The organism is Trichococcus sp., assembly GCF_049589555.1.
Taxonomy (GTDB): Bacteria; Bacillota; Bacilli; order Lactobacillales; family Aerococcaceae; genus Trichococcus.
In genome coordinates this window covers 31,695-56,210 of sequence record NZ_JBAWAZ010000309.1, presented here as the reverse complement: position 1 = coordinate 56,210, position 24,516 = coordinate 31,695, and the positions used below count along the sequence as shown (strand labels likewise).

Genomic DNA, 24,516 nt, shown 5'->3' with positions numbered 1-24,516 from the left:
ATTCTATAGTAGCCATTTACGTCACCTCTTTTATTTGATACTACCATTATAATCCTATTCTTCTGAAATGTAACCCCTTACATGCTAAAATTTGCGAATATTTACTCTTTTTCTATAAAAAAAGTGTTGTTGTCCTCATGTTAGTTACAAAAACTCTAACAGAATAGTCTAGGGACAAAAAAAGAATCGGTGCTTTGCTGTTTCCAACGCACCGATTCTTTTGGCTTATTTATTTTTTATTTTTGAAGGCGTCCTTAACTTTATCAAAAAAATTGGCGTCATCTTCCACCAGCGTATCGCCGCCTGCTGCTGCGAATGCGCGGATTGCCTCTCTTTGCTTCTCGCTAAGGTTCTTCGGTGTGACGACAGTCACTTTGACGTGCTGATCACCATTTCCGGTTCCACGCAAGCGTGGCGCCCCTTTGCCTTTCAGGCGGAAATTCGTACCCGTTTGTGTCCCAGCAGGAATCTTCAGCTTGACCTTGCCATGCACGGTCGGCACTTCAATCTCATCACCCAAAGCTGCTTGGGCGAAGCTGATCGGAAGCGTGTAATGGATCTCTGTCCCTTCGCGATCGAAAATATCGCTTGGTTCCACTTGGAAAACGACATAAAGATCACCATACGGGCCGCCATTGCTGCCAACTTCGCCTTGTCCGTTCAAGCGCATCTGTTGTCCATCGTCGACGCCAGGGGGGATGGTAACTGCCACAGAGTGATCAGCTTCGACATGCCCGCGTCCGTGGCACGTTGTACATTTATCCGTGATTTCCTTACCCGTTCCGGAACAGACATCACAGACTGCTTGCGTCATCACACGGCCGAAAGGCGTATTTCTTTCGACACCGACCGCTCCTGAACCATGACATTTCGAACATGTTTTCGGCTGCGTGCCCGGTTTTGCGCCTGAACCACTGCAAGTTTTACATTCTTCATCACGTTTGTAACGGATGGTTTCTTTCTTCCCGAAAATCGCTTCTTCAAATGTAAGGTGGATACGGTATTGTAAATCAGACCCTTGACGGGGGGCATTCGGATTTCTGCCGCGCCCGCCGCCGCCTCCGAAAAAGGAATCAAAGATATCTTCAAAACCGCCCGAGAAACCGCCGAAGCCGCCGCCACCATAGCCACCGCCTGCGCCAAAGTTTGGATCGGTGCTGGCATGGCCGTATTGGTCATAGGCTGCGCGTTTATTGCCGTCGCTCAAGACTTCATAAGCTTCAGCAAGCTCCTTGAATTTGTCTTCTGCGCCCGCTTCTTTGTTGACATCCGGGTGGAACTTCTTGGAAAGTTTCCGGTAAGCTTTTTTTATCTCATCGTCTGTGGCATCCTTCGACACACCCAAGACATCGTAATAATCTCTCTTCGCCATTGTTTCGCCTCCATTGATTGGCTTCATCTGAACATTTTATCTCTATACAGTGAGAGAAGCCAATGCAGTTAAGCGTTGGCTTCCTCTCGTTAGAGTTGACTATTTGTCGTCTACTTCTTCAAAATCGGCATCAACGACACCGTCGTCAGTTGCTTTGTCATGCGCGCCTTCTTGTTGTTGCGCTTGAGCAGCTTGCTCATAAAGTTTGACAGTCAAGTTTTGGACAAGCTCATTCAAAGCATCACGCTTCGTTTTCATTTGTTCCAAATCATTTGCTTCGACTGCTGCTTTCAGTTCGTCTCTAGCTTCTTCCGCTTTCTTCACTTCATCAGCGTCGACTTTACCGTCAAGCTCTTTCAATGTTTTGTCGGTTTGGAAGATCAATTGATCCACTTCGTTGCGCAATTCAACTTCTTCTTTGCGCAGTTTGTCTGCTTCAGCGTTCGCTTCTGCATCTTTCACCATTTTTTCGATCTCTTCGTCGGTCAAACCGGAAGAAGATTTAATGGTGATAGTTTGTTCCTTTTGCGTACCCAAGTCTTTGGCGCGTACATTAACGATACCGTTTTTGTCGATATCGAATGATACTTCGATCTGAGGCACACCACGAGGAGCTGATGGAATATCCGTCAATTGGAAACGACCCAACGTTTTGTTGTCGTTCGCCATCGGACGCTCACCTTGCAGGACATGCACATCAACAGCTGGCTGGTTGTCGGCTGCAGTCGAGAAGACTTGTGACTTGCTTGTAGGGATTGTTGTATTGCGGTCAATCAATTTAGTGAACACGCCACCCATTGTTTCGATACCCAATGATAAAGGTGTTACGTCCAATAATACGATGTCTTTTACGTCACCGGAGATGACTCCGCCTTGGATGGCAGCGCCCATTGCGACAACTTCATCCGGGTTAACGGATTTGTTTGGCTCTTTGCCTGCTTCTTTGCGGACTGCTTCGATGACTGCAGGGATACGTGTTGAACCGCCGACAAGGATGATTTCATCGATTTCGGAAGTTGATAGACCTGCATCCTTCAATGCTTGGCGTACAGGACCTTTTGTACGTTCAACCAAGTCATAAGTGATTTCATCGAATTTAGCGCGGGTAAGCGTCAATTCCATGTGCAACGGACCTGCATCGCCGGCAGTGATGAACGGCAAGCTGATTTGCGTTGAAGTTACGCCAGAAAGATCTTTTTTGGCTTTTTCAGCAGCGTCTTTCAGACGTTGTTTCGCCATTTTATCGTTTGAAAGGTCGATTCCGTTTTCTTTCTTGAATTCCGCAACCAAGTAATCGATGATTTTGTTGTCGAAGTCATCTCCGCCTAATTTGTTGTCGCCGGCTGTACTCAATACGTCGAATACGCCATCGCCCAATTCAAGGATGGAAACGTCGAATGTACCGCCGCCCAAGTCGAATACAAGGATTTTTTCTTCTTTGTCCGTTTTGTCCAAACCATATGCCAATGCTGCAGCAGTCGGCTCATTGACGATACGCTCAACTTCCAGTCCGGCAATTTTACCAGCATCTTTAGTCGCTTGACGCTGTGCGTCGTTGAAGTAAGCTGGAACTGTGATAACGGCTTTATCGACTTTTTCGCCTAAGTAGTCTTCTGCGTAGCCTTTCAGGTATTGAAGGATCATCGCTGAAACTTCTTGTGGTGTGTAGCTCTTGCCTTCCACTTCCACTTTGTAGCCCGCAACGCCCATGTGACGTTTGATTGAACTGATTGTGTTAGGGTTTGTAACTGCTTGGCGTTTTGCAACTTCGCCCACTTGGATTTCGCCGTTCTTGAAGGAAACGACAGATGGTGTCGTACGATTTCCCTCTGGATTTGGGATGATTTTAGCTTCTCCGCCTTCTAATACAGCGACAGCTGAGTTTGTTGTACCTAAGTCAATACCGATAATTTTGCTCATGATGTTATTCCCCTCTATGTGAAATTTTTTGTGTTTATCAATAAAATTATTCTGCCACAATAACCATTGCGGGTCTCAAAACGCGTTCTTTCAAGGTGTAGCCTTTTTGGACTACCGCGACGACTGTATCAGGCGCTTGACCTTCAGCAGCCGGCTGCATTTGGATCGATTGGTGGAAATTCGGATCGAATGGCTGATCGATTGGATCGATTGAAGTAATCCCTTCCTTGGCGAAAGCCTCCGTGAACAGATTCATGACCATTTCCAACCCTTTTTTCAGGTTCAAAGATTTTTCATCTTCCACTTCAATCGCTAATGCACGCTCCAAACTGTCCATCACCGGCAGCAATTCCTGTGCCAAAGACTGGGAACGGAATTTCGCCGCATCCTGTCTTTCTTTCGCGTTGCGCTTCTGGATATTGGCAAGTTCAGCCTGCAGGCGCAACAAGCGGTCTTCCGTTTCGGACAAGGTTGCTTTCAAGGTTTCAACCTCATTTGCTTCCGTAACCGTCTCTTGACCTTCAACAACCGTTGTATCAACGGTCGCTTGTTCCTGTTCCACTAATTCTTCGTTATTGTCCACTTCAAAATCTCCTTTGTCGTGCTTATTTGTTCAGATCATTCAAGCTATCAGAAAGTTCATAACGCATAAATTTCATGATACTGATCATTTTTTGATAAGGCATATTGGTCGGCCCCAGTAATGCGATCAGGCCCTTACCGTTGCCGGCTGTGTCATAAGTAGCCGTGATCAGGCTAAAATTATGCAGCAGCTCATTGTCCAATTCCGTTCCGATTTTGACGCCGACGCCATCGTTGGGGTTTGAAAAAAGCGCATGGATGTCCGGAGACCCGTTCAGCATGCTTAAAATGGCTTTGACTTTATTCTTGTCCATCGTCGCATCCAAATGGTTCAGAAGGTTCATGCTGCCGCCTACATGGAAGCGGTCATGCTCCAACTTCGCCACGATGTCATTGAAGATCGCTGTGAAATCGATTTTTGCATCGACGTACTTCCGGATAATCACCGGAATGTCCGTTTGCAGTTTGATGAATACTTCCTGCAGCGTGCGTCCCACCAGTTCCTGATTGAAGATGTTGACGATTTTTTCTATCTCGGAGGCTGAGAAGCCCGGCGAAACAGAAAAAATCTGATTTTCCACATGTCCTTTATCAGTCACCAAGATGGCCATCACATGGCCTTCATTGAGTGCGACCAATCGGAAGCCGGTCAATCGGCTGTCCTTTGTTTCGGGGCCGATCGCCAAAGCGGTATAATTCGTCAAAAAAGAAAGCATTTCAGCTGATTTTTCGACGACCTGCTGCACTTCCCGGTAAGGATTCTGAAAACCATGCTTGATTGTCTGTTTGACGTCGTCAGCGACTTCTTCGCTTTCTTTGCCCAAAAGTTGATCGACATAGTAACGGTAGCCTTGGATGGAAGGTATCCTGCCGGATGAAGAATGCATTTTTTCAAGGAAGCCCAGTTCTTCGATCCGCATCATTTCGTTGCGGATTGTGGCGGAACTCAAGGACAAAGCTGATTCCTTAAGAAGCGTCTTCGAACCGATCGGCTCCTCGAACTCGATGTAATGCCTGACAATTAAATCCAAAATTAGCAACTGTCTTTCTGTTAACAAGATTTTCACCTCACTTTAGCACTTGACCATAATGAGTGCTAACCATAAATAAATTTATCACGGGTTACAGGCTTTGTCAACGGAATACAATCATTTTTCATAACATTATGGGCACCCCAATGGCATCGAACGCATTCACATCAAGAAAGAACGGAATACTTCGTTGCCGAGGAAGACACCCCTTTGGGTCAAACGGATCCTGTCGCCATCGACCAGAAGCAGGCCGTCCGCAACCAAATCAGAAACGACTGCCGCATACTGGTCCAACAGTGGGGTCTGGAATTTCTCGGCAAAATGTTTTTGGCTGACGCCCACCATCGTGCGCAGACCCAGAATCATTTCTTCTTCCATCTGTTCATTTTTTGATAACTGCTGCTGCCGGATGATCGGCAGACTGTTTTCGCGCAATGGCGCCAGATACTGCTGGATCGGTCCATGATTGTGGTAGCGGATCCCATCGATATAGCCGTGCGCACCTGCCCCGAAACCGAAATAGGCCTCATTTTTCCAATAGGTGAGATTGTGCTGGGATTCATAGCCCGGCAACGCAAAGTTGGAGATTTCGTATTGATTCCTGCCGTTTTTTGACATCGTCTCGATGGCCAGTGCGTACATATCGGCTTCCGTGTCCTCTGAAGGCAACGGCAATTTCCCCTGACGCATCAAGTTATAAAACACCGTCTTGTTCTCAAGGATCAAGGCATAGATCGAGTAATGCGGCAGATCCAATTCCAAGGCTTTTTTCAGACTGTCTTCAAAATCGGCCATCGTTTGGTTCGGCAGGCGGAAGATCAGATCGATGGTCATGTTTTCGAATCCGGCTCTGCGGGCATCGGCCACGGAAGTGTATACCTGCTCGGCTGTGTGGATGCGGCCGATTTTTTTCAGGATGTCGTTATTGAACGATTGGACCCCCATGCTCAAACGGTTGACCCCATAATCACGCATGATCTTCAGCTTCTCGAAAGAAATACTTTCCGGATTGGCTTCCATCGTGAACTCGGCGCCCTTCGGCAAGGAGTAGGTGCTGCGGATTCCGTTCAACAGCTTCTCCAGCTGGCGCTCATTCAATGTTGTCGGTGTGCCGCCGCCGATATAGAAAGTGCTGATTTCTTCTTCAGGGTGCTGCTGCTTCGATAACTGCATTTCCTTTATCAAAGCATCAACGTATTCATCGACCGGCTGGCCTTCCAAGAACACTTTATTGAAGTCGCAATAGAAACAGATGTGTTCGCAGAAAGGGATGTGCAAATAAGCCGCTGCCATTTAGAGGATCACCTCATCCAAGGGGTTATCCTTAAAATAGGCGATCGTATCGGCTTCATCACTTTTAAGCTGCGCGATCAGTTGCTCGACGCCCGAAAATTTGATTTCGCTGCGGATAAAATGGTGCCATCTGACGGTTACATCCTCGCCGTAGATCATTTTATCGAAGTCCAATATGTACACTTCCACGGTTTTGTCGCGACCAGCTTCAAAAGTGATGTTGTACCCGATTGAAGCCGTGCCGCGGTACCAGGTTCCGTTCACTCGGATGCTCACGATATAAACGCCGTTCCTTGGCAAGCGTGTGTGCTTTTCGGTCTGGATATTGGCAGTCGGGAAACCCAGCAGCCTGCCGCGCGCATCGCCATGGATGACCGTGCCGTCGATCTGATAGACATAGCCTAAATACGCATTTGCTTTCTCCATATCCCCTTCGGATAACGCCTCCCGGATATGGGTGGAACTGATTTTTTCGGCTTCGTTCTTCAATTCGGCAACTTCGATGACTTCGAAGCGGCCTTTTGCATAATTCACCAATTGCTTCATATCTGCGATTTCTCTGGGCCCATAGGTGTAATCGAAACCAGCAACGACTGCGGCAGCATGCAGGCCGCTGATGTATTGGTCGACAAATTCCTGCGGTCTCAAAGAGGCAAAGGCAGATGTGAATGAGATGACGAAGAAATAATCGACGCCCAAGCTTTCGAATATTTCGGCTTTGCGGTTGACGGTCGACAAATACTGCATCGTTTCCGGGTTCATCTTCTGGAAAACGATGCTCGGATGATGATTGAAGCTCATGACGGCAAGTTTGAGGTTCTTCTTTTCGGCAACTTCCTTTGCCCTTTTGATCACTTCTTGATGTCCTCGATGGACGCCGTCAAAGTATCCCAACGCCAACACGACTTGCTCGTCTGGTATCAGTTTTTGGTCATAGGGATGATGTATATGCATTATTTCCATTGCTAAGGCAACTCCTTGCTGATTATGATAGGAACATTTTTCTGGGTTTGATGAGACCAGATTTGGTCGGATGCGGTTCGTACATCGCCACGATTTTGCCCTGATAGGTGAATAAAACAGGTGCGTCCATTGTTGCGAAAGGTCCCTCTTTCGGCAGAACAGCGCCATTTTTCACCTTATCCCACAGTTCATCGTCAAGCGCAATCTGATGATACGTTTCGAATACCGAGTCGATCGGCTTCAGATGAGCGTCGATCTCGTCATTCGCCATTGCTTCAGCCACTTGCTGCAAGGTCAGGCAATCATCCTTCGTGAAGGATCCGCTCATCGTGCGCGTCAGGCTGGACATGTACGCCGGATAACCCAAGGATGCGCCCAAATCGACGGCCAAGGTCCGCACATAGGTCCCTTTTCCGCAAGTGACCCGGAAGCTCCAGGACATCGTTTGCTCTTCCGCATGATAGACGGGTTCTGAAATCCGCTCGAAACTCATGACGTGGATGCTTCTTTGCGGTCTTTCGACGGCCAAACCTTTGCGGGCGTATTCGTACAGCCTTTTTCCGTTCACCTTGACCGCGGAATACATCGGCGGAACTTGGATGCTTTCGCCAACCATGGCTTCCATCGCAGCATCGATCTCGGCCAAAGACAGGTCTTGCGCAACCGGCGTCTTCGCGATCGTTTCGCCTTGGCTGTCCTCAGTCGTTGTGGCGACTCCGATAGTGATTTCCCCTTCGTAAGCTTTGTCCGTGTCCGTCAAAAATTCGACGACTTTGGTGGCTTTTCCGATGCAGATCGGCAAAACGCCATCAACTTCCGGATCCAGTGTACCGGTATGCCCCACTTTTTTAGTTTTCAGTATTTTTCTAAGTTTGAATACGCAGTCGTGACTTGTCATGCCGCGTTCTTTCCATAAAGGTAATATTCCGTCCATATGTCTGTAACCTACTTTCTTCTACAACTAACCTATTATAGCATAATCTATTCTACACGAAAAAACATCAACAATAGAAGAATATGCTTACAATCATAGTGATAACTGCGTTACTTTTCCCGGAAAATCTGCTATGCTTAAGGAAATAAGACTGCAATGAAGGAGAATCATCATGCCAAACTTCAAAATTGTGACCGATTCCACAACGGAATTGTCCGCAGAAGAAATTGACAGATATGGAATCACCGTAATCCCGCTTTCATCCATGATCGATAACGTGCTGTATTACGACGGCGTCACCATAACCAAACCCGAGTTTCTTGAAAAAATGATGAACAGCAAGGAATTGCCAAAATCATCCCAACCAGCCATGGGCACATTTTTGGATAAATACAACGAATTGACAGCTGATGGCAGCGAAGTTTTGTCCATCCATGTAACCGAAACTCTGAGCGGAACCGTGAATTCTGCTCACCAGGCGGCTAAACTAGCCCATGGCAAAGTCACCGTCATCGATTCGAAATTTTGCGCAAGAGCTACCGCCTTCCAAGTGTTGGAAGCAGCCAAATGTGCCGCTGAAGGATTGACAGTGGCGGAAGCATTGCCTCGGGTCACCGCAGTTAAAGACCGCACCCTGCTTTACATCTCCATCGTCAACCTGGAAAACATGGTCAAGGGCGGACGCATTGGAAAAACGATGGGCCGCATCACAACGCTGCTGAACATCAAAGCGAACCTGAAAATGATCGACGGCGCATTGACTACCGATATCAAAGGCCGCGGCACGAAAGCGATCGTCAAGCGCTACGAAGAGATCATCGAAGAGCTGAAGCAGAAATACCTGGATGTTGAAGCGATAGGCATCACGCATGACGGTTTGTCGGAGTATTCGAACCAAATCATCGGCATGCTGAAGGCTGCCTTCCCCAACGCCCGGATGCACACATCCTACGCCAGCGCCAGCGTCATGACCCACGCCGGCCCCGAAGCCGTATCCTTCCAATTCCTAATGAAAAGTAATTAAAAGCGGAACGGGTTCGTTCAGCCCTGATTAAGGAAACACTGTGACCTAATCGGTCAAGTACTCTGATGTCACAGCGCGACATCAGAGGGCCTCACTGCGAGACCAGTTGGATGGTCTGATGACAGGATTAAGCGATTGAAATCGCAAGAGTCATGACAATTTAGGAAATCGTGTCAACTGAGCATCGTAGAGCGCAATAGGTGCGATTTATCTAATTTCCGAAGGGCTAAACCGTGAAGCTAGCCAACTATTTTGATCGCATGAACCATTTTGCAAACCTGTAATACACCAAAGGTGATGCACTCTTTAATTTACATTGTCATATACGCAAAAAATGCCGCTATCTCCTGAATGGGAAATAGCGGCATTTTTTGTTTTCATAGGTATAAGAAGTAGGATGTTATTCCTGTTAAAACAGTTCCCAAAGTGAAGACTACCTTGAAACTCAGGTGTTTCGTTTTATGGCGGAAGTGATGCATCCCAAGCAGTCCACCTAGGCCGCCACCGAAAAAGCCAAGCAGGAGCAGATTGCGTTCCGGTATGCGCCAAGCTTTTTGCCGCGCTTTCTTTTTATCGATGCCCATCAAGATGAAAAGCACGAGGTTCGCCAGGATGAAATATACGAGCACTGGATTTCTCATTGCTTTCCGTATCCTTGGCTTTGTCTGATGATTTCCACGATGACTGCAACGGCCTTTTCCATTGATTGGACGGACACAAATTCATAGCGCCCGTGGAAATTTTCTCCACCGGCAAAGATATTCGGAGTGGGCAGACCCATGAAGGACAACTTGGAACCGTCCGTCCCGCCGCGGATCGGTTCGATGATCGGGGTGATCCCCAAAGACTTCATCGCTGCTTCAGCCAGATCGACTGGACGCATATCCTCCTTCAGCACTTCCCCCATGTTGTAGTATTGATCGTGCATTTCGATAGCGATGCGTTCTTCAGACAAGTCCTTGTTCATGCGCTCCGCCAGCGAAAGCATGGTCATTTTCCTGTTCTCAAAAAGCTCCTTGTCATGGTCCCTGATGATGTAGGTCATCTTGCTTTCTTCTACATTTCCTTCAATGCCCAACAGATGATAAAAGCCTTCGCGTTTTTCGGTTTGTTCAGGGACTTCATTTTGCGGCAAAGCGCTGTCGTAAGCGATGGCCAATTTGATTGCATTCACCATCGTGTCTTTGGCAGTGCCTGGATGCACATTTTTGCCGTGGATCGTTACGATAGCTTGCGCGGCATTGAAGCTTTCAAATTCAAGTTCTCCCAAGGGGCCGCCATCCATCGTATAGGCAAAGTCGCAGCCGAAACCGGCCACATCAAAAAGATCCGCACCACGTCCGATTTCTTCATCCGGTCCGAAAGCGACTTTGATGTCCCCGTGTTCGATGTCATCAGCTGCTTTTATCGTTTCCAATGCTGTGATGATTTCGGCGATGCCGGCTTTGTCGTCCGCACCCAACAACGTTTTTCCGTCGGTAGTGATCAACGTCTGACCGATGTAGTTCTTCAGAGAAGGGAAATCCTTCGGTGATAGGATCAGCTGTGCTTCCGCATCCAAAATCAGATCGTTGCCCGCATAGTCGTCCCAAATAAGCGGATTGACATGTGCCGCTTCAAAATCTGCTGTATCCATGTGGGCGATGAACCCGATTGCAGGGAACTCCTTTTGGGAGTTGCGCGGCAAAAGTGCCGTCACGAAGCCATTAGCTGCATTGTATTGGATATCCGAAAGTCCGATGGCTTCCAGTTCCGGCATCAAAACAGTTTTGGCGAAATCCACCTGATTTTGGGTAGAAGGCACAGTCAGACTTTTTTCATCCGATCTTGTCTCGAATTTAATATATTTCAAAAAACGGTCCACTAATTTATCTTGCATGCATTGACATCCTCTCACAATTGACTGTCGAAAATGAAGGGGTCCGTGTTGATTTCGGAAGCGATGACTTCCAGATCCCAAGTATTTTCTTTTTTCCATTCATTGAATAATTCCAACAATTTCGGTTTGCAGATCTGTTCGATGTGATGGCCAGGATCGATGACGGTCAGTCCATCAGCCTGCATATCGTGTGCTGTGTGATAGTAAACATCGCCAGTGATGTAGACATCTGCACCTTTTTTGATTGCTTTCCGATAATACTTGCCGGCATCTCCGCCGCAGATGGCAACGCGAGTGATCGTCTGATCCAAATCGGCCGCGATAAAGCGCATGCCTTCGATCTGGAAAACATCCTTCACGTACTGGATAAAGGAACGCAACGACATCGGCAACGCTAAATTGCCGACCCTTCCCAGACCATATTCGCGCTGGAAATTATTGATCGTGTAGATTTCGTAGATGGGTTCTTCGTAAGGATGCGATTCATACAGCGCCTCCAATACTTCCGCCAAATATTTGTCTTCCACAATCATTTCAATTTTCTTCTCTTGCACCGCTTCGGGTTCATTGATGTGGCCGATAGCGGGTTTAGCTCCTTCGAGCGGCGTGAAACGGCCTACTCCTTGCGCTTCGTAGGAGCAGTGACTATATTCGTCGGAAATGTTCCCCGCGCCAGCATCGGTCATAGCCAAACGGACACGATTGCATTCCGCATTCGGCACGCAGACGGAAATTTTTTTCACAGGCACGCGCTTCGTTACGTCCATGATTTCGACATCCAACAGCCCCAATGCCTCAGAAAGCCAATCGTTCATCCCGTTGTTTGCATTGTCCAGATTCGTATGGGCTGCATAGACGCTGATGTCATGTTTAAGCAGATCGACGTACATCTTTGTTTGCTTGTCTGAAACGTCCAGATTTTTTAACGGTCTGTAGATCGGCGGATGATGGGAGAAGATAAAGTCGACTTGCTTCTCGATGGCCTCCTGAACGACTTCCGGACGGACATCAAGCGACACCAAAATACGGCGGACCGGACGGCTCAAGTCCCCCAAATGGAGCCCCACCGGATCCCCCTCCTCTGCCAGCCAAGTCGGAACATGCGATTCGAATAACTCGATGAATTCATAACCAGTAATGCTTTTCATGATTTCAGCACCTCTTTAATTTCATTGACTTTATTGATCACTTGCTGCTCTTTATCGTTCAGGTCATTGCTTGCTTTTTGCATGCTGCCCAATATGTATTGGCATTTGTCGATTTCGGACAACCATTTTTTGCGGAACGTTTCATTTTTATTCTGAAGCAAGAAACGGCCGAAGGTGTATTCCTGATCAGAATAGTTTTCTGCTGTCTCTGCATTTTCGGCAACGATGATTTCATAAATCTTTCCGTTTTCTTCCAATATCGTTTCATCGATAATTTTGTATTGGTGGGCAATCAACCATTCACGCAGTTTCTTTTCTCCATTATTAGGCTGAAGAATCAACCGTTCCACACCGTCCAACTTATCTTTCAGTCTGCCTTTTTCCAGAATTTTGGAAATCAAGTCCCCACCCATCCCGCAGATGGTGACGACGTTTATATGATCCGTCGGCTCTATCACATCCATGCCATCGCCAAGTCTGGCGCTGACGCGATCGCCTACTCCTGATGTTCTGATCTGTTCCGCTGCCGATTCGAAGGGGCCTTTCACAACTTCCCCTGCCAATGCGAAACTGATGACGTCACGCGCTGCCAAAACACAAGGCAGATAAGCGTGATCCGAGCCGATATCGGCCAGTCTGGCATTTTCCGGCACAAAACCTGCAACCGTCTCGAGTCTTACGGATAATTGTTGGTTATTCAACATCATCCCTCCATTTCCATTTTTGCTGATAGTACTATTTTAGCATAATTCCAATTCATATATCCCATTAATCCGTATATCATTCAGAAAATGGCATAAGAAAAACCCGAGTGCAATACCTCGGGTTAGTGCGCTTATTACTCAAGAAAATCTTTCAATTGTTTCGAGCGGCTCGGGTGACGCAGTTTGCGCAACGCTTTCGCTTCGATTTGACGGATCCGCTCGCGGGTGACGCCGAATACTTTCCCCACTTGCTCCAAAGTCCGCACATTGCCGTCATCAAGGCCGAAACGCAGACGCAGGACGTTTTCCTCACGGTCTGTCAAAGTGTCCAACACTTCCTCAAGTTGTTCCTTCAGAAGCGTTTGGGCAGTATGGTCAGCCGGACTCAGGACTTCCTGATCTTCGATGAAATCGCCTAAATGGGAATCATCTTCTTCTCCGATAGGGGTTTCCAAGGAAACGGGCTCTTGGGCGATTTTCAGGATTTCTCTGACTTTTTCAGTCGGAAGGTCCATTTCGGCACCGATTTCTTCCGGTGTCGGTTCGCGCCCTAGATCCTGCAGCAATTGCCGTTGGATACGGACCAATTTATTGATTGTTTCAACCATATGCACAGGGATACGGATTGTTCTGGCTTGGTCGGCGATGGCACGGGTGATGGCTTGACGGATCCACCAAGTTGCGTAGGTGGAAAATTTGAACCCTTTGGTGTGGTCGAATTTTTCGACAGCTTTCATCAGACCCATATTCCCTTCCTGGATCAGATCCAAGAATTGCATCCCACGTCCCACATAACGTTTTGCGATGGAAACGACCAGACGCAAGTTGGCTTCAGCTAATTGTTGTTTCGCTTCCTGATCGCCTTCTTTGATGCGGAGAGCCAAATTGACTTCTTCCTCTGCGTTCAACAAAGGCACACGGCCGATTTCCTTCAGGTACATGCGGACCGGGTCATTGATTTTCACTCCGGGAGGCACAGCCATTGGGTCTTCTTCTTCATCCTTTTTGGCTGCTGCTGGTTTTTCAGGCTTCACTGTTTCTTTGGCAAGTTGACGGGCAGTCGGACCGCCGTCTGCGTCTACGACACTGACACCGCCGTCTTCCATTTTTTGTATCAGCTTATCCATCGCATCCGCGTCCAATTGGAAAGGTGTAGCTATCTTATCGGCCAATTCGTCGTAGAAGACGGACCCCAATAATTTGTGTTCTGCGATCAGCTTTTTGGTTACCTGTTCTAACGTGAAACCTTGATCATTTTTTTCGATTGCCATAAAATGATTCCTCCATTCGATGCGGGCTATTTCTTTGTTGCTTTTAATTCTTTTGAGAGCGAAACGATTTCCAACATGATTGTCTTCAGACGCTCATTGTCATTTTTCTTGCGGGCTTCCTTCATTTCTGCCTGTTTCTTGGTCAGTTGGTCCTGAAGGGAGGACTTGTCCCGGATGATATGGACGAGATCCTGAATTTCCTGATAGGTGACTTCCGAATCCAATTGAAACCATTCAATCTCCGTAATCACATTTTGAAGAGCTTGATTGTTGATGCGGTCCAAAAATTGGTCGATATTCCCGACCAACCCAGTCTGCCTGAAAAACTCTTCATACAAAATGTAGATCGTCTGATAGTCATCGTGGATGAAATTGAAATCTGCGTCAATCTCATTCAGATACGACCAGACTTCCTCGAAATGAAACAGACGGTAAAGCAGTTGCTTTTCACTTTGCTCAGCTTGGGTCACTTTACGTTTGTTCATGCTTGGATACACTGCATGAGGGGCGGCCTCATGCGGCGCGGTTCTCCTGACCGGCTCACGTTCAGGTCTCTGCTGCAATACCTCTTGCTGATACCCCTTCAATTGCCTCTGCAGGATATCTACCGGAATACTGAATTCATCCGCGATGTCCTTCATGTAAAGCTCTCTTTCGATCAATGAATCCAAGGGAGCCAATGCCTTAAGCATAGTTTCGATATAAGTGATGCGATTTTTTTCGGAATCCAGGTTCAGATTCATCTTGAGATAGCGGGAATAGAACTGAATGACCGTTTCTCGGTTATTTTTCAGGGCCTTGACGAATGCCTCCGGACCCTTCTGCTGGATGTATTCATCCGGATCCATACCTGCTTCCAGCGGGAAAATTGAGATGTCGAAGTGCTTGTTGCGTTCCAATATTTCTATGGCGCGCTTAGTCGCTTCGACCCCGGGACGATCGCCGTCATAAGCTATGACTATTTTATCGGCCGTCTTCGTCAATATCCGGTTCTGTTCATCCGTCAGGCTGGTCCCCATCGAGGCGACGCCATTTTTCACCCCCGCTTGCCAAGCGGAAATGACATCCATGTACCCTTCGAAAAGGATCACTTCTGAATGTCTCCGGATTTCACTGCGGGCTTTATCAAAGTTGAAAAGGAAATCACGCTTGTTGAACAATAGCGTTTCGGGGCTGTTCAGGTATTTCGCTTCATGGTAACCCGTGTCATCTGCTGGGGTAGCCTGCAGAATTCGGCCGGAAAAAGCGACCGTCTTTCCTTTAGCGTTCCGCAATGGAAAAATGATCCGGGCGGAGAACCGATCGAAAAGTTCGTTTTGACCTTGCCTATCCGTGAAAATACCACTTTCCTGAAGGAGTCCTTCATCGAATGCCTTCGCTTTCAGCATTTGAAAGAGCGCCGTCCGATTGGATGGAGAAAAACCTATTTGATATTCTTTTAGTGTCTCCGGCGTGAAGCCGCGTTGGATCATGTAATCCAGCGCAGCTTGCCCCGTAACGGTATTCATGAGGACCTGATGGTAAAAAGCCGCTGCTTCCTCATGGATTTGGATCAGTTTTTCTTTCTTTGACTGCAGCGGATTTTCCTGCGCATGGTTTTCGTACGAGAAATCCAACTCAATGTTGCTCAATTCGGCTGTCTTAATGACTGCCTCAACGAACGAAATACCCTCGACATCCATCAAAAAAGTAAAAACATTCCCTCCTCTTCCGCAGCTGAAACAGTGGAAAATCTGTTTTTCTTCTGCTACAGAAAAAGAGGGGGTCTTCTCGTCATGAAACGGGCAAAATCCAAAATGATTCTTGCCTCTTTTTTTTAGTTGTACATATTGGCTGACGACATCAACAATATTAGTTTCGGTTCTGATCTGCGCTAATTTTTCTTCTGAAATACGTTCTGCCAAATGTCTCCCACCTTGAAGAAATATTTTCATTTTATAAAAACGCGCATAAAGATGCAAATTAGATTTTACCACATCTGCGCAACACATGCAAATATTTTTTCAGACGGTCATCAAAACAGTCAGTTCTGCTGTTCTCCTTTCAGATTCGGTACTTTCACAAAGAACAGCAGTATCCCGCCAATCACGAACAGGATGATCAGGGCAAAAACCCCATCCAACGAGTTTCCGGTCAGCTGCGAGATGAGTCCGACAAGCAGCGGACCGACCACAGCCGCAAATTTCCCGAAGATGTTGTAGAATCCGAAGAATTCGTTCGCTTGCTCTTTCGGAATCAGCTGGCCGAATAAAGATCGGCTCAACGCCTGCACGCCTCCTTGGGCTGTACCGACCAGCAATGCCAAAATGATGAATGTCAGCAATGAGTCCAACTGCAAAGCATAGATGCAGATAAAAATATAAGTTATAATACCAACAAAAATCATGTTCTTGTTGCCGAAGCGTTTGGACGCACGGCCATACAGGATGGAGAACGGGAATGCCACGAATTGGACAATCAGCATGACAACGATCAGTTCATTCGAGGAGAGACCGATATCCGACCCGACAGCAGTCGCCATTTTGAAGATGGTCCCAACTCCGTCGATATAGAAGAAATAAGCCAATAAAAACAAAAAGGCTTGTCTGTATTCCTTGATGTTCTTCAGCGTTTCCCATAATCTGATGAAGCTCTTGCGCATCACGCGCGGTTCTTTTTCGATGTAATAGTTCTGTTTGACATTCTTCCAATAAGGGATGGTGAATACGAACCACCAAATCGCAGTAAGGATGAAGCCGCCTTTCACAATGCCGCTAGTGCTCACTGGCAAAATGCCGGTCAGCTGGAAAAAAATAAAGATGACGAACGGGATGGAACTGCCGATATACCCCCAGCCGAATCCCGCCGATGAAATGCGGTCCATCCGTTCATCGGTCGTCACGTCCATCAAGGAGCCGTCATAGAAGATATTCGCTCCGGAAAAACCGACTACTGACAACATGTACAATCCCAATAAAAACAGCCAATTTGCAGCAGGCACAAAGACGAACCCGATCGTTGCGAAAATACCGGCCAATGTAAAGCCCGTAAACAGCGGGTTGCGGAAACCTTTGTAATCCGCGACAGCTCCCAGCACAGGCGCAAGCAGCGACACAACCAGCGTAGCTGCAGCATTCGCATAGCCCCAATACGCTGTCGAATCAGCGTCCGCCAATCCACCACTTTCCGCGATCGACTTGAAATACAAAGGGAATACCGCCGTTGTGATCATGATGGAGTATGCCGAATTCGCCCAATCCTGCATAATCCAACTTTTTTCTTCAGTCGTGTAGCGGTTTAGTTTTTTTTCAGTTCCCATATTACCCTCCCCTGTCCTATTCTGTTTGACGACAAGCACCTTGTCTAACCCATCATAACGAATGAACAAAGAATGGGCAACATCCAATAGTAGGATATTGCCCATTGTTTTTCTCTTGTTTATCTCTATTCCTGTGCCGCTTCATCATACTCAGCCAGTATTCCCTCAATAAAGGTCCAGGCTTTTTCAAATCCCTCACCAGTCTCCTTTGAGAACATGATTAAGGACTCATCACTTGGAAGATTCAAAGCTTTCTTGATGCGGTAGAAATGTTGATTCCATTTCCCCCGCGGTATTTTATCGCATTTGGTCGCGATGACCGAATAAGGAAGATTGTAATATTCAATGAAATCCTTCATTTGAATATCGTCTTCGGTAGGCTCGTGACGAAAATCGACAATCAAAAAGACATGTCGCAACGTATCCCTTTGTGTGAAGTACGTCTCCAACATTTGGCCCCATTTCGCCCGTTCCGTTTTCGAAACTTTCGCATAGCCGTAACCCGGAACATCCACAAAATAAAATGAATTATTGATCAAGTAGAAGTTCAAAGTCTGGGTCTTCCCCGGTTTGCTTGATGTCCGTGCCAACGCTTTGCGATTGATCAGTTTATTGATGAACGATGACTTGCCCACATTGGACCGTCCCGCCAAAGCGATTTCAGCAAAGCCGGTGGTTGGATATTGTTTAGGATCGACCGCGCTCATTACGATTTCCGCATCTTTTACGTGCATTTATTTCCACTCCTTTTCAAAGCCGTCCGTAATTGAACCGACGCTTAAAACTATTTCTGCACCCGACTGCCATGATTATGCGAAAAAATCCGGAAATCAGATTGGAAATTGTCTGATTCGCCGGACTTCAAACGCAAGCTCATGTTTAGTTGATCTGTTTGTTGTCTTCATCGAACAGCAACGGCGAAGCGATGCCATTGACTGTATTGTCCGTAATGACGCACTTCACGATTTCATCTCTGCTTGGGATATCAAACATGATGTCCAGCATGATGTTTTCGATGATGGAGCGCAATCCTCGGGCACCTGTGTTTCTTTCCAGTGCCTTTTTGGCGATGGAGCGCAATGCGTCATCTTCGAATACCAATTCTACGCCATCCAACTCAAGTAATTTTTTGTATTGTTTAACCAAGGCATTTTTTGGTTGTGTCAGAATATGAACCAAATCGTCTTCTGTCAGCTTTTCCAACGCAGCCATTATCGGCAAACGACCGATGAATTCCGGGATCAACCCGAATTTCAACAAATCTTCCGGTATAATCTGCTGCATGATGCTCTTGTCTTCCAAATGTTTGGCTTGAGGAGATCCGAAGCCGATGACTTTCTCGCCAAGACGCTCTTTAACGATTGTTTCGATGCCGTCAAAGGCACCCCCAACGATGAACAGAATGTTCGTCGTGTCGATTTGGATGAACTCTTGCTGCGGGTGTTTTCTGCCGCCTTGCGGTGGAACGTTCGCAACAGTGCCTTCCAAAATTTTAAGCAGCGCTTGTTGAACCCCTTCACCGCTCACATCTCTTGTGATCGATACATTTTCACCTTTACGGGCGATTTTATCAATCTCGTCGATGTAGATGATTCCCCGTTCAGCCCGCTCGACATCAAACTCGGCAGCCTGAAGCAATTTCAACAGGATATTTTCAACATCCTCACCAACATAGCCGGCCTCCGTCAAACTTGTCGCATCAGCAATCGCAAATGGGACATCCAGGATACGCGCCAATGTTTGGCCAAGGAACGTTTTACCCGAACCTGTCGGGCCTATCAAACAAATATTACTTTTTTGCAACTCTACATTATCGTCTTCTGACATCATGCTCATTTGACCGATACGCTTGTAGTGATTATAGACAGCTACAGACAGCGTCCGTTTGGCTTTTTCTTGACCAATCACATACTCGCTCAAAATCTTTTGGATTTCCTGCGGCTTTGGTACCTCGGTGAATACCGCTTCGCTTGGTGCATAGATTTCTTCTTCGATGATCTCTTTGCATAAATCTACACACTCATTACAAATATATACATCCGGCCCCGCAATGATCTTTTTCACTTGGTCCTGAGATTTTCCGCAGAATGAACAATGTATTGTCCCGATACTTTCATCATGGAACACAATCATTCTCCTCTCTATACTTACTTTCCGATCCAGCAGAACTTGCCAAGATCCGCCAACTGCTGTGGCGCAGTGACCCTGACCGCTTACGAACGGTTTACATCTTAACACAGAAAGGAAAAATTGAAAAAGAATATGATCCGTTTACCTAGTGGGGTTAAAGTCCGAATATATCCCTGAGTATAAACAGATGGGACACTGACTATGGAAGACAATGTCCCTATCTCTGTATTCTGTTTCAACTTTTCTTATGCTTCGATTGCTGAATCAGTGATGATGCTCATCGCTTTCTTCATTTGGATATCGTTGGTCAACATATCAGGGCTGACCAATCCACGGACACGGTCTGCATCCATGTTGTATTGTTTTGCTAGTTCTTCGATTTCTGCAGCAACTTCTTCTTCAGAAACGACGATGTTTTCATCTTTGATGATTTGTTCCAATACTAGTGATGTTTTTGTGCGTTCATCAGCATCAGATTCCATTTGGACATGCAAGTCTTTTTCAGTAGTACCTGTGATTTGGTAGTACAATTCAGGAGAGATTCCTTGACGTTGCATATCATTCAGGAAAAGATCCATTTGACGGTGCACTTCATCGTGAACCATTACGTGCGGCAATTCAACGATTTCAGCATTGGCAACGGCTTGTCTCAAAGCTAGATCCTGAACAGCTTCGTCAGCTGCAACAGTTTTGCTTTCTTCCAATTCCTTGCGGATTTTAGCTTTCAATTCGTCCAATGACGCTACTTCTTCGTCGACATCTTTTGCGAATTCGTCATCCAAAGCAGGTAATTGTTTTGTTTTGATTTCGTGTACGATTACTTTAAACGTAGCTTCTTTACCTTTAAGATCTTCAGCTTGATAATCTTCAGGGAAAGTCACGACAACGTCTTTTTCTTCTCCAGCTTTAACGCCGACCAATTGTTCTTCGAAACCTGGGATGAATTGATTAGATCCCAACTCTAAAGAATGGTTTTGGTCCTTGCCGCCTTCAAAAGCTACACCGTCAACGAATCCTTCGTAGTCGATTACAGCTGTATCGCCAAGTTCTGCGCCTTCTTCTTTAAGGACTAATTCAGCTTGACGCTCTTGTTTTTCCTTCAAGTTGTTTTCTACAACCTCATCTGTAACGACGCGGTCTTGTTTTTCAACTTTAAGATTTTTGTATTCTCCAAGCTTCACTTCAGGTTTCACTGTAACTTCAGCAGCGATGACCCAAGGTTGGCCTTTTTCCATGCTCTTGATGTCGATTTTCGGTTGAGAAACAGGATCCAATCCAGCTTCTTCGATTGCTTGTGAATAAGCATCAGGCAAAGCGCCATTCAATGCATCTTCGAATAAAGACTCTTCACCATAGATATTGTTGAATACGTGACGAGGAACTTTACCTTTACGGAATCCAGGAACGGAAACGTTCTTTTTCACTTTGTTGAAGACCTTATCCATTTCTTGTTTGATGATTTCTTCTGAAATTTCAAATGTTAAGACACCATCGTTAGTGCCTGTTTTTTCCCAGTTTGCAGTCATTTACTTTCCTCCAAAAATCTTGATTTTATTGCAATTAATTTGATATTGCACACTCTCCAATACTACACTAGAAAAGCGGTGTTGTAAACAAAAAGTGCTTAATTATTCCGTATTCGTGCAAAAAATGTGCCCGCTATCAACGCTTTAGCCTTCGATTTTAATGCTTTCTTAGATTTCTTTCACCATATGTTTTTGGTATAATCATTCAATGGGGGTGATCGTCAGTGGCCGTAAATTATCCGAACGGCAAGAAGTTCCATGCCGAGTCGCATATACCGAAAACTGCAAAGAGGAAAGACTTCGTATACAGCAACCGGGGAATGACGCTTGAAGAAGAGATCAACAGCAGCAATGAGCATTACCTTTCATCAGAGAAAGCCGTCATCCACAAAAAGCCGACGCCTATCCAAGTCGTCAAAGTGGATTACCCCAAAAGAAGCGCAGCCGTCATAAAAGAAGCCTATTATCGGCAGTCCTCCACTACCGACTACAACGGCGTCTATAAAGGGCTATACCTGGACTTTGAGGCCAAAGAAACAAAAAATAAGACAGCCATACCTTTGAGCAACTTCCACGAGCACCAGATCGTCCACATGAAAAGGTGTATCCAACAGCAGGGAATCACGTTCGTACTGATCCGGTTTTCTTTCTTTAACCGCGTTTTCTTACTGGACAGTTCCTATCTGATTGACTTTTGGGAGAATACATTGAATAATGGCCGTAAATCGATCCCATTGGCTTTTATCGAGGACAATGGGATTGAAGTGGCATACGGATTCAATCCCCGACTGGATTATCTGGATGCAGTGGATAAAATGCTTGAACGCACAATCAAATAATTAAGAGGTGAACCACATGCCGAATGAAGGCAATAATACACGATCACGCGCAAGCAACAGGAAGAAGAACGGAACAACGCAGGGCCCACGCAAAACGGCCGTGAAAGCGAAAACGAAAACGAAGGCGAAGAAAACCGGGATGCCGCTTTGGAAGAAAATTTTCTTCGGTGTTTTGGCCTTGGGGATTATCGGACTCGCTTCCGGAGCAGGTCTCTTCTTCTACTATGTTTCTTCCGCTCCCGAACTGACCGAAGAGAAGTTGATCGGAACGGTGGCATCGACCATTTTGGACGCAGACGGAAACGAGATCAAGGAAATCGGAGGCAACGATCAGAACCGGACATTGATCACCGCTGAAGAAATCCCGCAAGTCTTGAAGGACGCCATCGTATCGATAGAGGATCAGCGTTTCTACGATCATAACGGTGTCGATCCAATCCGGATCATCGGCGCCCTGTTCGCGAACCTCCAGCAAGGCGGGATTTCGCAGGGCGGTAGCACCATCACCCAGCAATTGATAAAATTATCCTATTTTTCAACCAGTTCTGAAGACCAGACCTTAGAGCGAAAGGCGCAGGAAGCCTGGATGTCCATGCAGCTGGAACGGGAATACACGAAAGACGAGATTTTGGCATTCTACATCAACAAAGTCTACATGTCCAATAACGTCTACGGCATGGGCACGGCCGCCGAATACTTTTTCGGAAAATCCATCACCGATGTGACGCTCGCTGAGGCAGCCACTTTGGCGGGCATGCCGCAAGCCCCTTCCCTGTATGACCCGATCAATAGCGCGCTGGACACGCAAGCCAGACGCGACCTTGTTCTGGACATGATGGTCGAGAACGAAAAAATCACAGCCGAAGAAAGCGCTGAAGCGAAAACGGTCCAAATAGAAGGCAGCATCATCGATCACTCCGGTGACGTCAACACATCGTTGGTGATCGATCCTTATATCCAACTCGTCATCGCTGAAGTCGCCGAGAAAACCGGCTTGGACGTCTACGAAGGTGGACTGACAGTCACTACCAACATCGATATGGATGCGCAGCAGCGTCTCTACGATATCGTGAATACATACGACTATATCGAATTCCCTGATGATTTGCTCCAGACCGGTGTTTCCATGGTCGATGTCAACACCGGCGCCATCCAGGCTGTCAGTGGCGGGCGCAACCAGAATGTCCAGCTTGGGCTCAATCGAGCCTCCACGCTCGAACGCAGCATCGGCTCGACGATGAAGCCGATGTCTGTATACGGACCGGCCATCGAATATTTGGATTACTCGACAGGCACATTGGTCGTGGATGAGGAGTACAGTTACTCCGATGGCAGTGAAATCAACAACTATGACAACGAGTACAATGGTGACCAGACCATCCGTGAAGCGTTGGTCGATTCGCGCAACATTCCGGCTTTGAAGACTTTCCAGGAAGTCGGCGCGGATAACGCCTTTTCATTCCTGCAAAAATTGGGCATCACAATCACAAACGATGATCAGGAATATCTGGTTGAGTCAAATGCCATCGGTGGGGTTGCGACTCCAATCCAACTCTCCGCGGCCTATGCAGCCTTCGCTAATGGAGGCACTTACTACGAACCTTATACGGTCCAATCTGTGATGACTGCGGAAGGCGAAGAATTCACCTTCGAACCGAACGGAACGGAAGCGATGAAGGAATCCACGGCCTACATGATCACCGATATGCTGAAGGACGTCATCACCGAAGGAACGGCAACGAACGCCCAGATATCCGGCTTGCCGCAAGCCGGCAAAACCGGGACAACCAACTACACGGATGATGAATTGGCCGCAGTCGGCGGTACAAACGTGCCTTATGCCGCTCCGGATGCCTGGTTTGCCGGTTATTCAACCAGTTACTCCATTTCGGTATGGGTCGGTTATGATAGACCCCAAGATTACGGAAACTTTTTGGATTACCAGACACAAAGCTTGACGCGCGATATTTATCGTGAGTTGATGTCCTACGTCTCCGAGGATACCGATTATGCCGATTGGAAGCTGCCTTCATCGGTAAGCAAAGTCTCGATTGAAAAGTACACAGACCCAATTTTGAAGCCCGGCCCGAATACGCCAAGCAGCCTGATCGCCACTGAACTTTTCGTAAAAGGAACGGAACCTACTTCCACCTCCAAGAAATACGGCGTGACGCTTTTGGCGCCTTCCGGTTTGAAGGCTAGCTACGATAAAGATAAGGACGAATTGACCGTTGAATGGGATAAATATTCAGCCAGCGGCACCGATTCAAATGCGCAAGCGCAATACACGGTGACAGCAGGCGGCGCATCCGAAACGACAACAGACACCAAAGTCGTCATTGACAAGCCTGATAAGGGCACAATCACGATTTCGTTGCTCGCCAAAGTCGGTTCAAGCACATCACCTGCTTCAACCATCCAGTTGACAATCTCCGATCCGGCTCAAGAGTCGTCCGAAGCGGATTCCAAAGATGACTCAGCAAGCGACTCCTCTTCATCATCCAGCTCTTCTGCTGAAAGCGATCAAGCAGCATCCGCTGCGGGGGATGACGAAGAAGCAACCCAGAATCCATAAAAAACAGCCAGTTCCCGATAAAGGAGC

General features: G+C 46.9%; 20 protein-coding genes. 3 read left to right on the top strand and 17 right to left on the bottom strand.

Translation table 11 applies throughout. From position 1 onward, the window contains the following. Positions 1 to 229 precede the first annotated feature (229 nt). The 7 genes from dnaJ to truB form a co-directional block, all read right to left on the bottom strand. On the bottom strand, positions 230 to 1,372 hold the full coding sequence (gene dnaJ / locus WBV27_RS11015) for a molecular chaperone DnaJ (protein ID WP_119092997.1): 1,143 nt from the start codon (positions 1,370 to 1,372) through the stop codon (positions 230 to 232). Positions 1,373 to 1,471: 99 nt separating this feature from the next. After that, the gene (gene dnaK, locus WBV27_RS11010; protein WP_424202027.1) at positions 1,472 to 3,292 is read right to left on the bottom strand and encodes a molecular chaperone DnaK; all 1,821 of its coding nucleotides are present in this window, start codon (positions 3,290 to 3,292) and stop codon (positions 1,472 to 1,474) included. Positions 3,293 to 3,338: 46 nt separating this feature from the next. After that, positions 3,339 to 3,875, bottom strand: a complete 537-nt coding sequence (grpE, locus tag WBV27_RS11005) for a nucleotide exchange factor GrpE (RefSeq protein WP_424202025.1) — start codon at positions 3,873 to 3,875, stop codon at positions 3,339 to 3,341. Positions 3,876 to 3,897: 22 nt separating this feature from the next. After that, complete coding sequence (hrcA, locus tag WBV27_RS11000; RefSeq protein WP_272160714.1) at positions 3,898 to 4,932, bottom strand: heat-inducible transcriptional repressor HrcA; 1,035 nt, start codon at positions 4,930 to 4,932, stop codon at positions 3,898 to 3,900. Positions 4,933 to 5,067: 135 nt separating this feature from the next. Continuing rightward, on the bottom strand, positions 5,068 to 6,198 hold the full coding sequence (gene hemW / locus WBV27_RS10995) for a radical SAM family heme chaperone HemW (RefSeq protein WP_424202022.1): 1,131 nt from the start codon (positions 6,196 to 6,198) through the stop codon (positions 5,068 to 5,070). Beyond that, entirely contained in the window at positions 6,199 to 7,161 is a 963-nt protein-coding gene (gene ribF / locus WBV27_RS10990) for a riboflavin biosynthesis protein RibF (protein ID WP_424202020.1), read from the bottom strand. 22 nt (positions 7,162 to 7,183) lie between these two features. Beyond that, a complete protein-coding gene (truB, locus tag WBV27_RS10985; protein ID WP_424202018.1) occupies positions 7,184 to 8,095 on the bottom strand; it encodes a tRNA pseudouridine(55) synthase TruB in 912 nt (303 codons plus the stop codon). A 172-nt stretch (positions 8,096 to 8,267) separates the two neighbouring features. Here truB and WBV27_RS10980 point away from each other — a divergent pair, with 172 nt between their 5' ends. Then, positions 8,268 to 9,119, top strand: coding sequence for a DegV family protein (locus WBV27_RS10980; protein ID WP_319995653.1), 852 nt, complete (start codon positions 8,268 to 8,270; stop codon positions 9,117 to 9,119). Between the two features lie 377 nt (positions 9,120 to 9,496). Here the strand turns inward: WBV27_RS10980 and WBV27_RS10975 are convergent, their stop codons facing one another. From WBV27_RS10975 to tig, 10 genes are all read right to left on the bottom strand, one after another. Next, positions 9,497 to 9,760 (bottom strand): DUF1294 domain-containing protein, encoded by a 264-nt coding sequence (locus tag WBV27_RS10975; protein ID WP_086628029.1) that lies wholly within the window; start codon positions 9,758 to 9,760, stop codon positions 9,497 to 9,499. Next, positions 9,757 to 10,998, bottom strand: a complete 1,242-nt coding sequence (pepT, locus tag WBV27_RS10970; RefSeq protein ID WP_424202015.1) for a peptidase T — start codon at positions 10,996 to 10,998, stop codon at positions 9,757 to 9,759. The genes WBV27_RS10975 and pepT overlap by 4 nt, the downstream gene beginning before the upstream one ends. A 14-nt stretch (positions 10,999 to 11,012) precedes the next feature. Continuing rightward, positions 11,013 to 12,146: a Nif3-like dinuclear metal center hexameric protein gene (locus WBV27_RS10965; protein ID WP_424202013.1), complete on the bottom strand. Its 1,134-nt coding sequence runs from the start codon at positions 12,144 to 12,146 to the stop codon at positions 11,013 to 11,015. Next, positions 12,143 to 12,847 (bottom strand): tRNA (adenine(22)-N(1))-methyltransferase, encoded by a 705-nt coding sequence (locus WBV27_RS10960; RefSeq protein ID WP_424202011.1) that lies wholly within the window; start codon positions 12,845 to 12,847, stop codon positions 12,143 to 12,145. Before WBV27_RS10960 ends, WBV27_RS10965 begins: the two co-directional genes overlap by 4 nt. Before the next feature lie 137 nt (positions 12,848 to 12,984). Then, the gene (gene rpoD, locus WBV27_RS10955; protein WP_086628032.1) at positions 12,985 to 14,121 is read right to left on the bottom strand and encodes an RNA polymerase sigma factor RpoD; all 1,137 of its coding nucleotides are present in this window, start codon (positions 14,119 to 14,121) and stop codon (positions 12,985 to 12,987) included. 26 nt (positions 14,122 to 14,147) lie between these two features. Further along, complete coding sequence (dnaG, locus tag WBV27_RS10950) at positions 14,148 to 16,025, bottom strand: DNA primase (RefSeq protein ID WP_424202009.1); 1,878 nt, start codon at positions 16,023 to 16,025, stop codon at positions 14,148 to 14,150. A 119-nt stretch (positions 16,026 to 16,144) separates the two neighbouring features. Beyond that, a complete protein-coding gene (locus WBV27_RS10945; protein WP_424202007.1) occupies positions 16,145 to 17,419 on the bottom strand; it encodes an MFS transporter in 1,275 nt (424 codons plus the stop codon). 125 nt (positions 17,420 to 17,544) lie between these two features. Continuing rightward, on the bottom strand, positions 17,545 to 18,153 hold the full coding sequence (yihA, locus tag WBV27_RS10940; protein WP_086628034.1) for a ribosome biogenesis GTP-binding protein YihA/YsxC: 609 nt from the start codon (positions 18,151 to 18,153) through the stop codon (positions 17,545 to 17,547). Between the two features lie 145 nt (positions 18,154 to 18,298). Then, the gene (gene clpX / locus WBV27_RS10935; RefSeq protein ID WP_424202005.1) at positions 18,299 to 19,552 is read right to left on the bottom strand and encodes an ATP-dependent Clp protease ATP-binding subunit ClpX; all 1,254 of its coding nucleotides are present in this window, start codon (positions 19,550 to 19,552) and stop codon (positions 18,299 to 18,301) included. Between the two features lie 242 nt (positions 19,553 to 19,794). After that, positions 19,795 to 21,075 (bottom strand): trigger factor, encoded by a 1,281-nt coding sequence (tig, locus tag WBV27_RS10930; RefSeq protein WP_424202003.1) that lies wholly within the window; start codon positions 21,073 to 21,075, stop codon positions 19,795 to 19,797. A gap of 224 nt (positions 21,076 to 21,299) precedes the next feature. Here tig and recU point away from each other — a divergent pair, with 224 nt between their 5' ends. Beyond that, on the top strand, positions 21,300 to 21,914 hold the full coding sequence (gene recU / locus WBV27_RS10925; protein WP_424202001.1) for a Holliday junction resolvase RecU: 615 nt from the start codon (positions 21,300 to 21,302) through the stop codon (positions 21,912 to 21,914). A gap of 16 nt (positions 21,915 to 21,930) precedes the next feature. Next, positions 21,931 to 24,489 carry a PBP1A family penicillin-binding protein gene (locus WBV27_RS10920; protein ID WP_424201999.1) on the top strand — a complete coding sequence of 853 codons (2,559 nt, stop codon included), beginning with the start codon at positions 21,931 to 21,933 and terminating at the stop codon, positions 24,487 to 24,489. Positions 24,490 to 24,516: the final 27 nt, after the last annotated feature.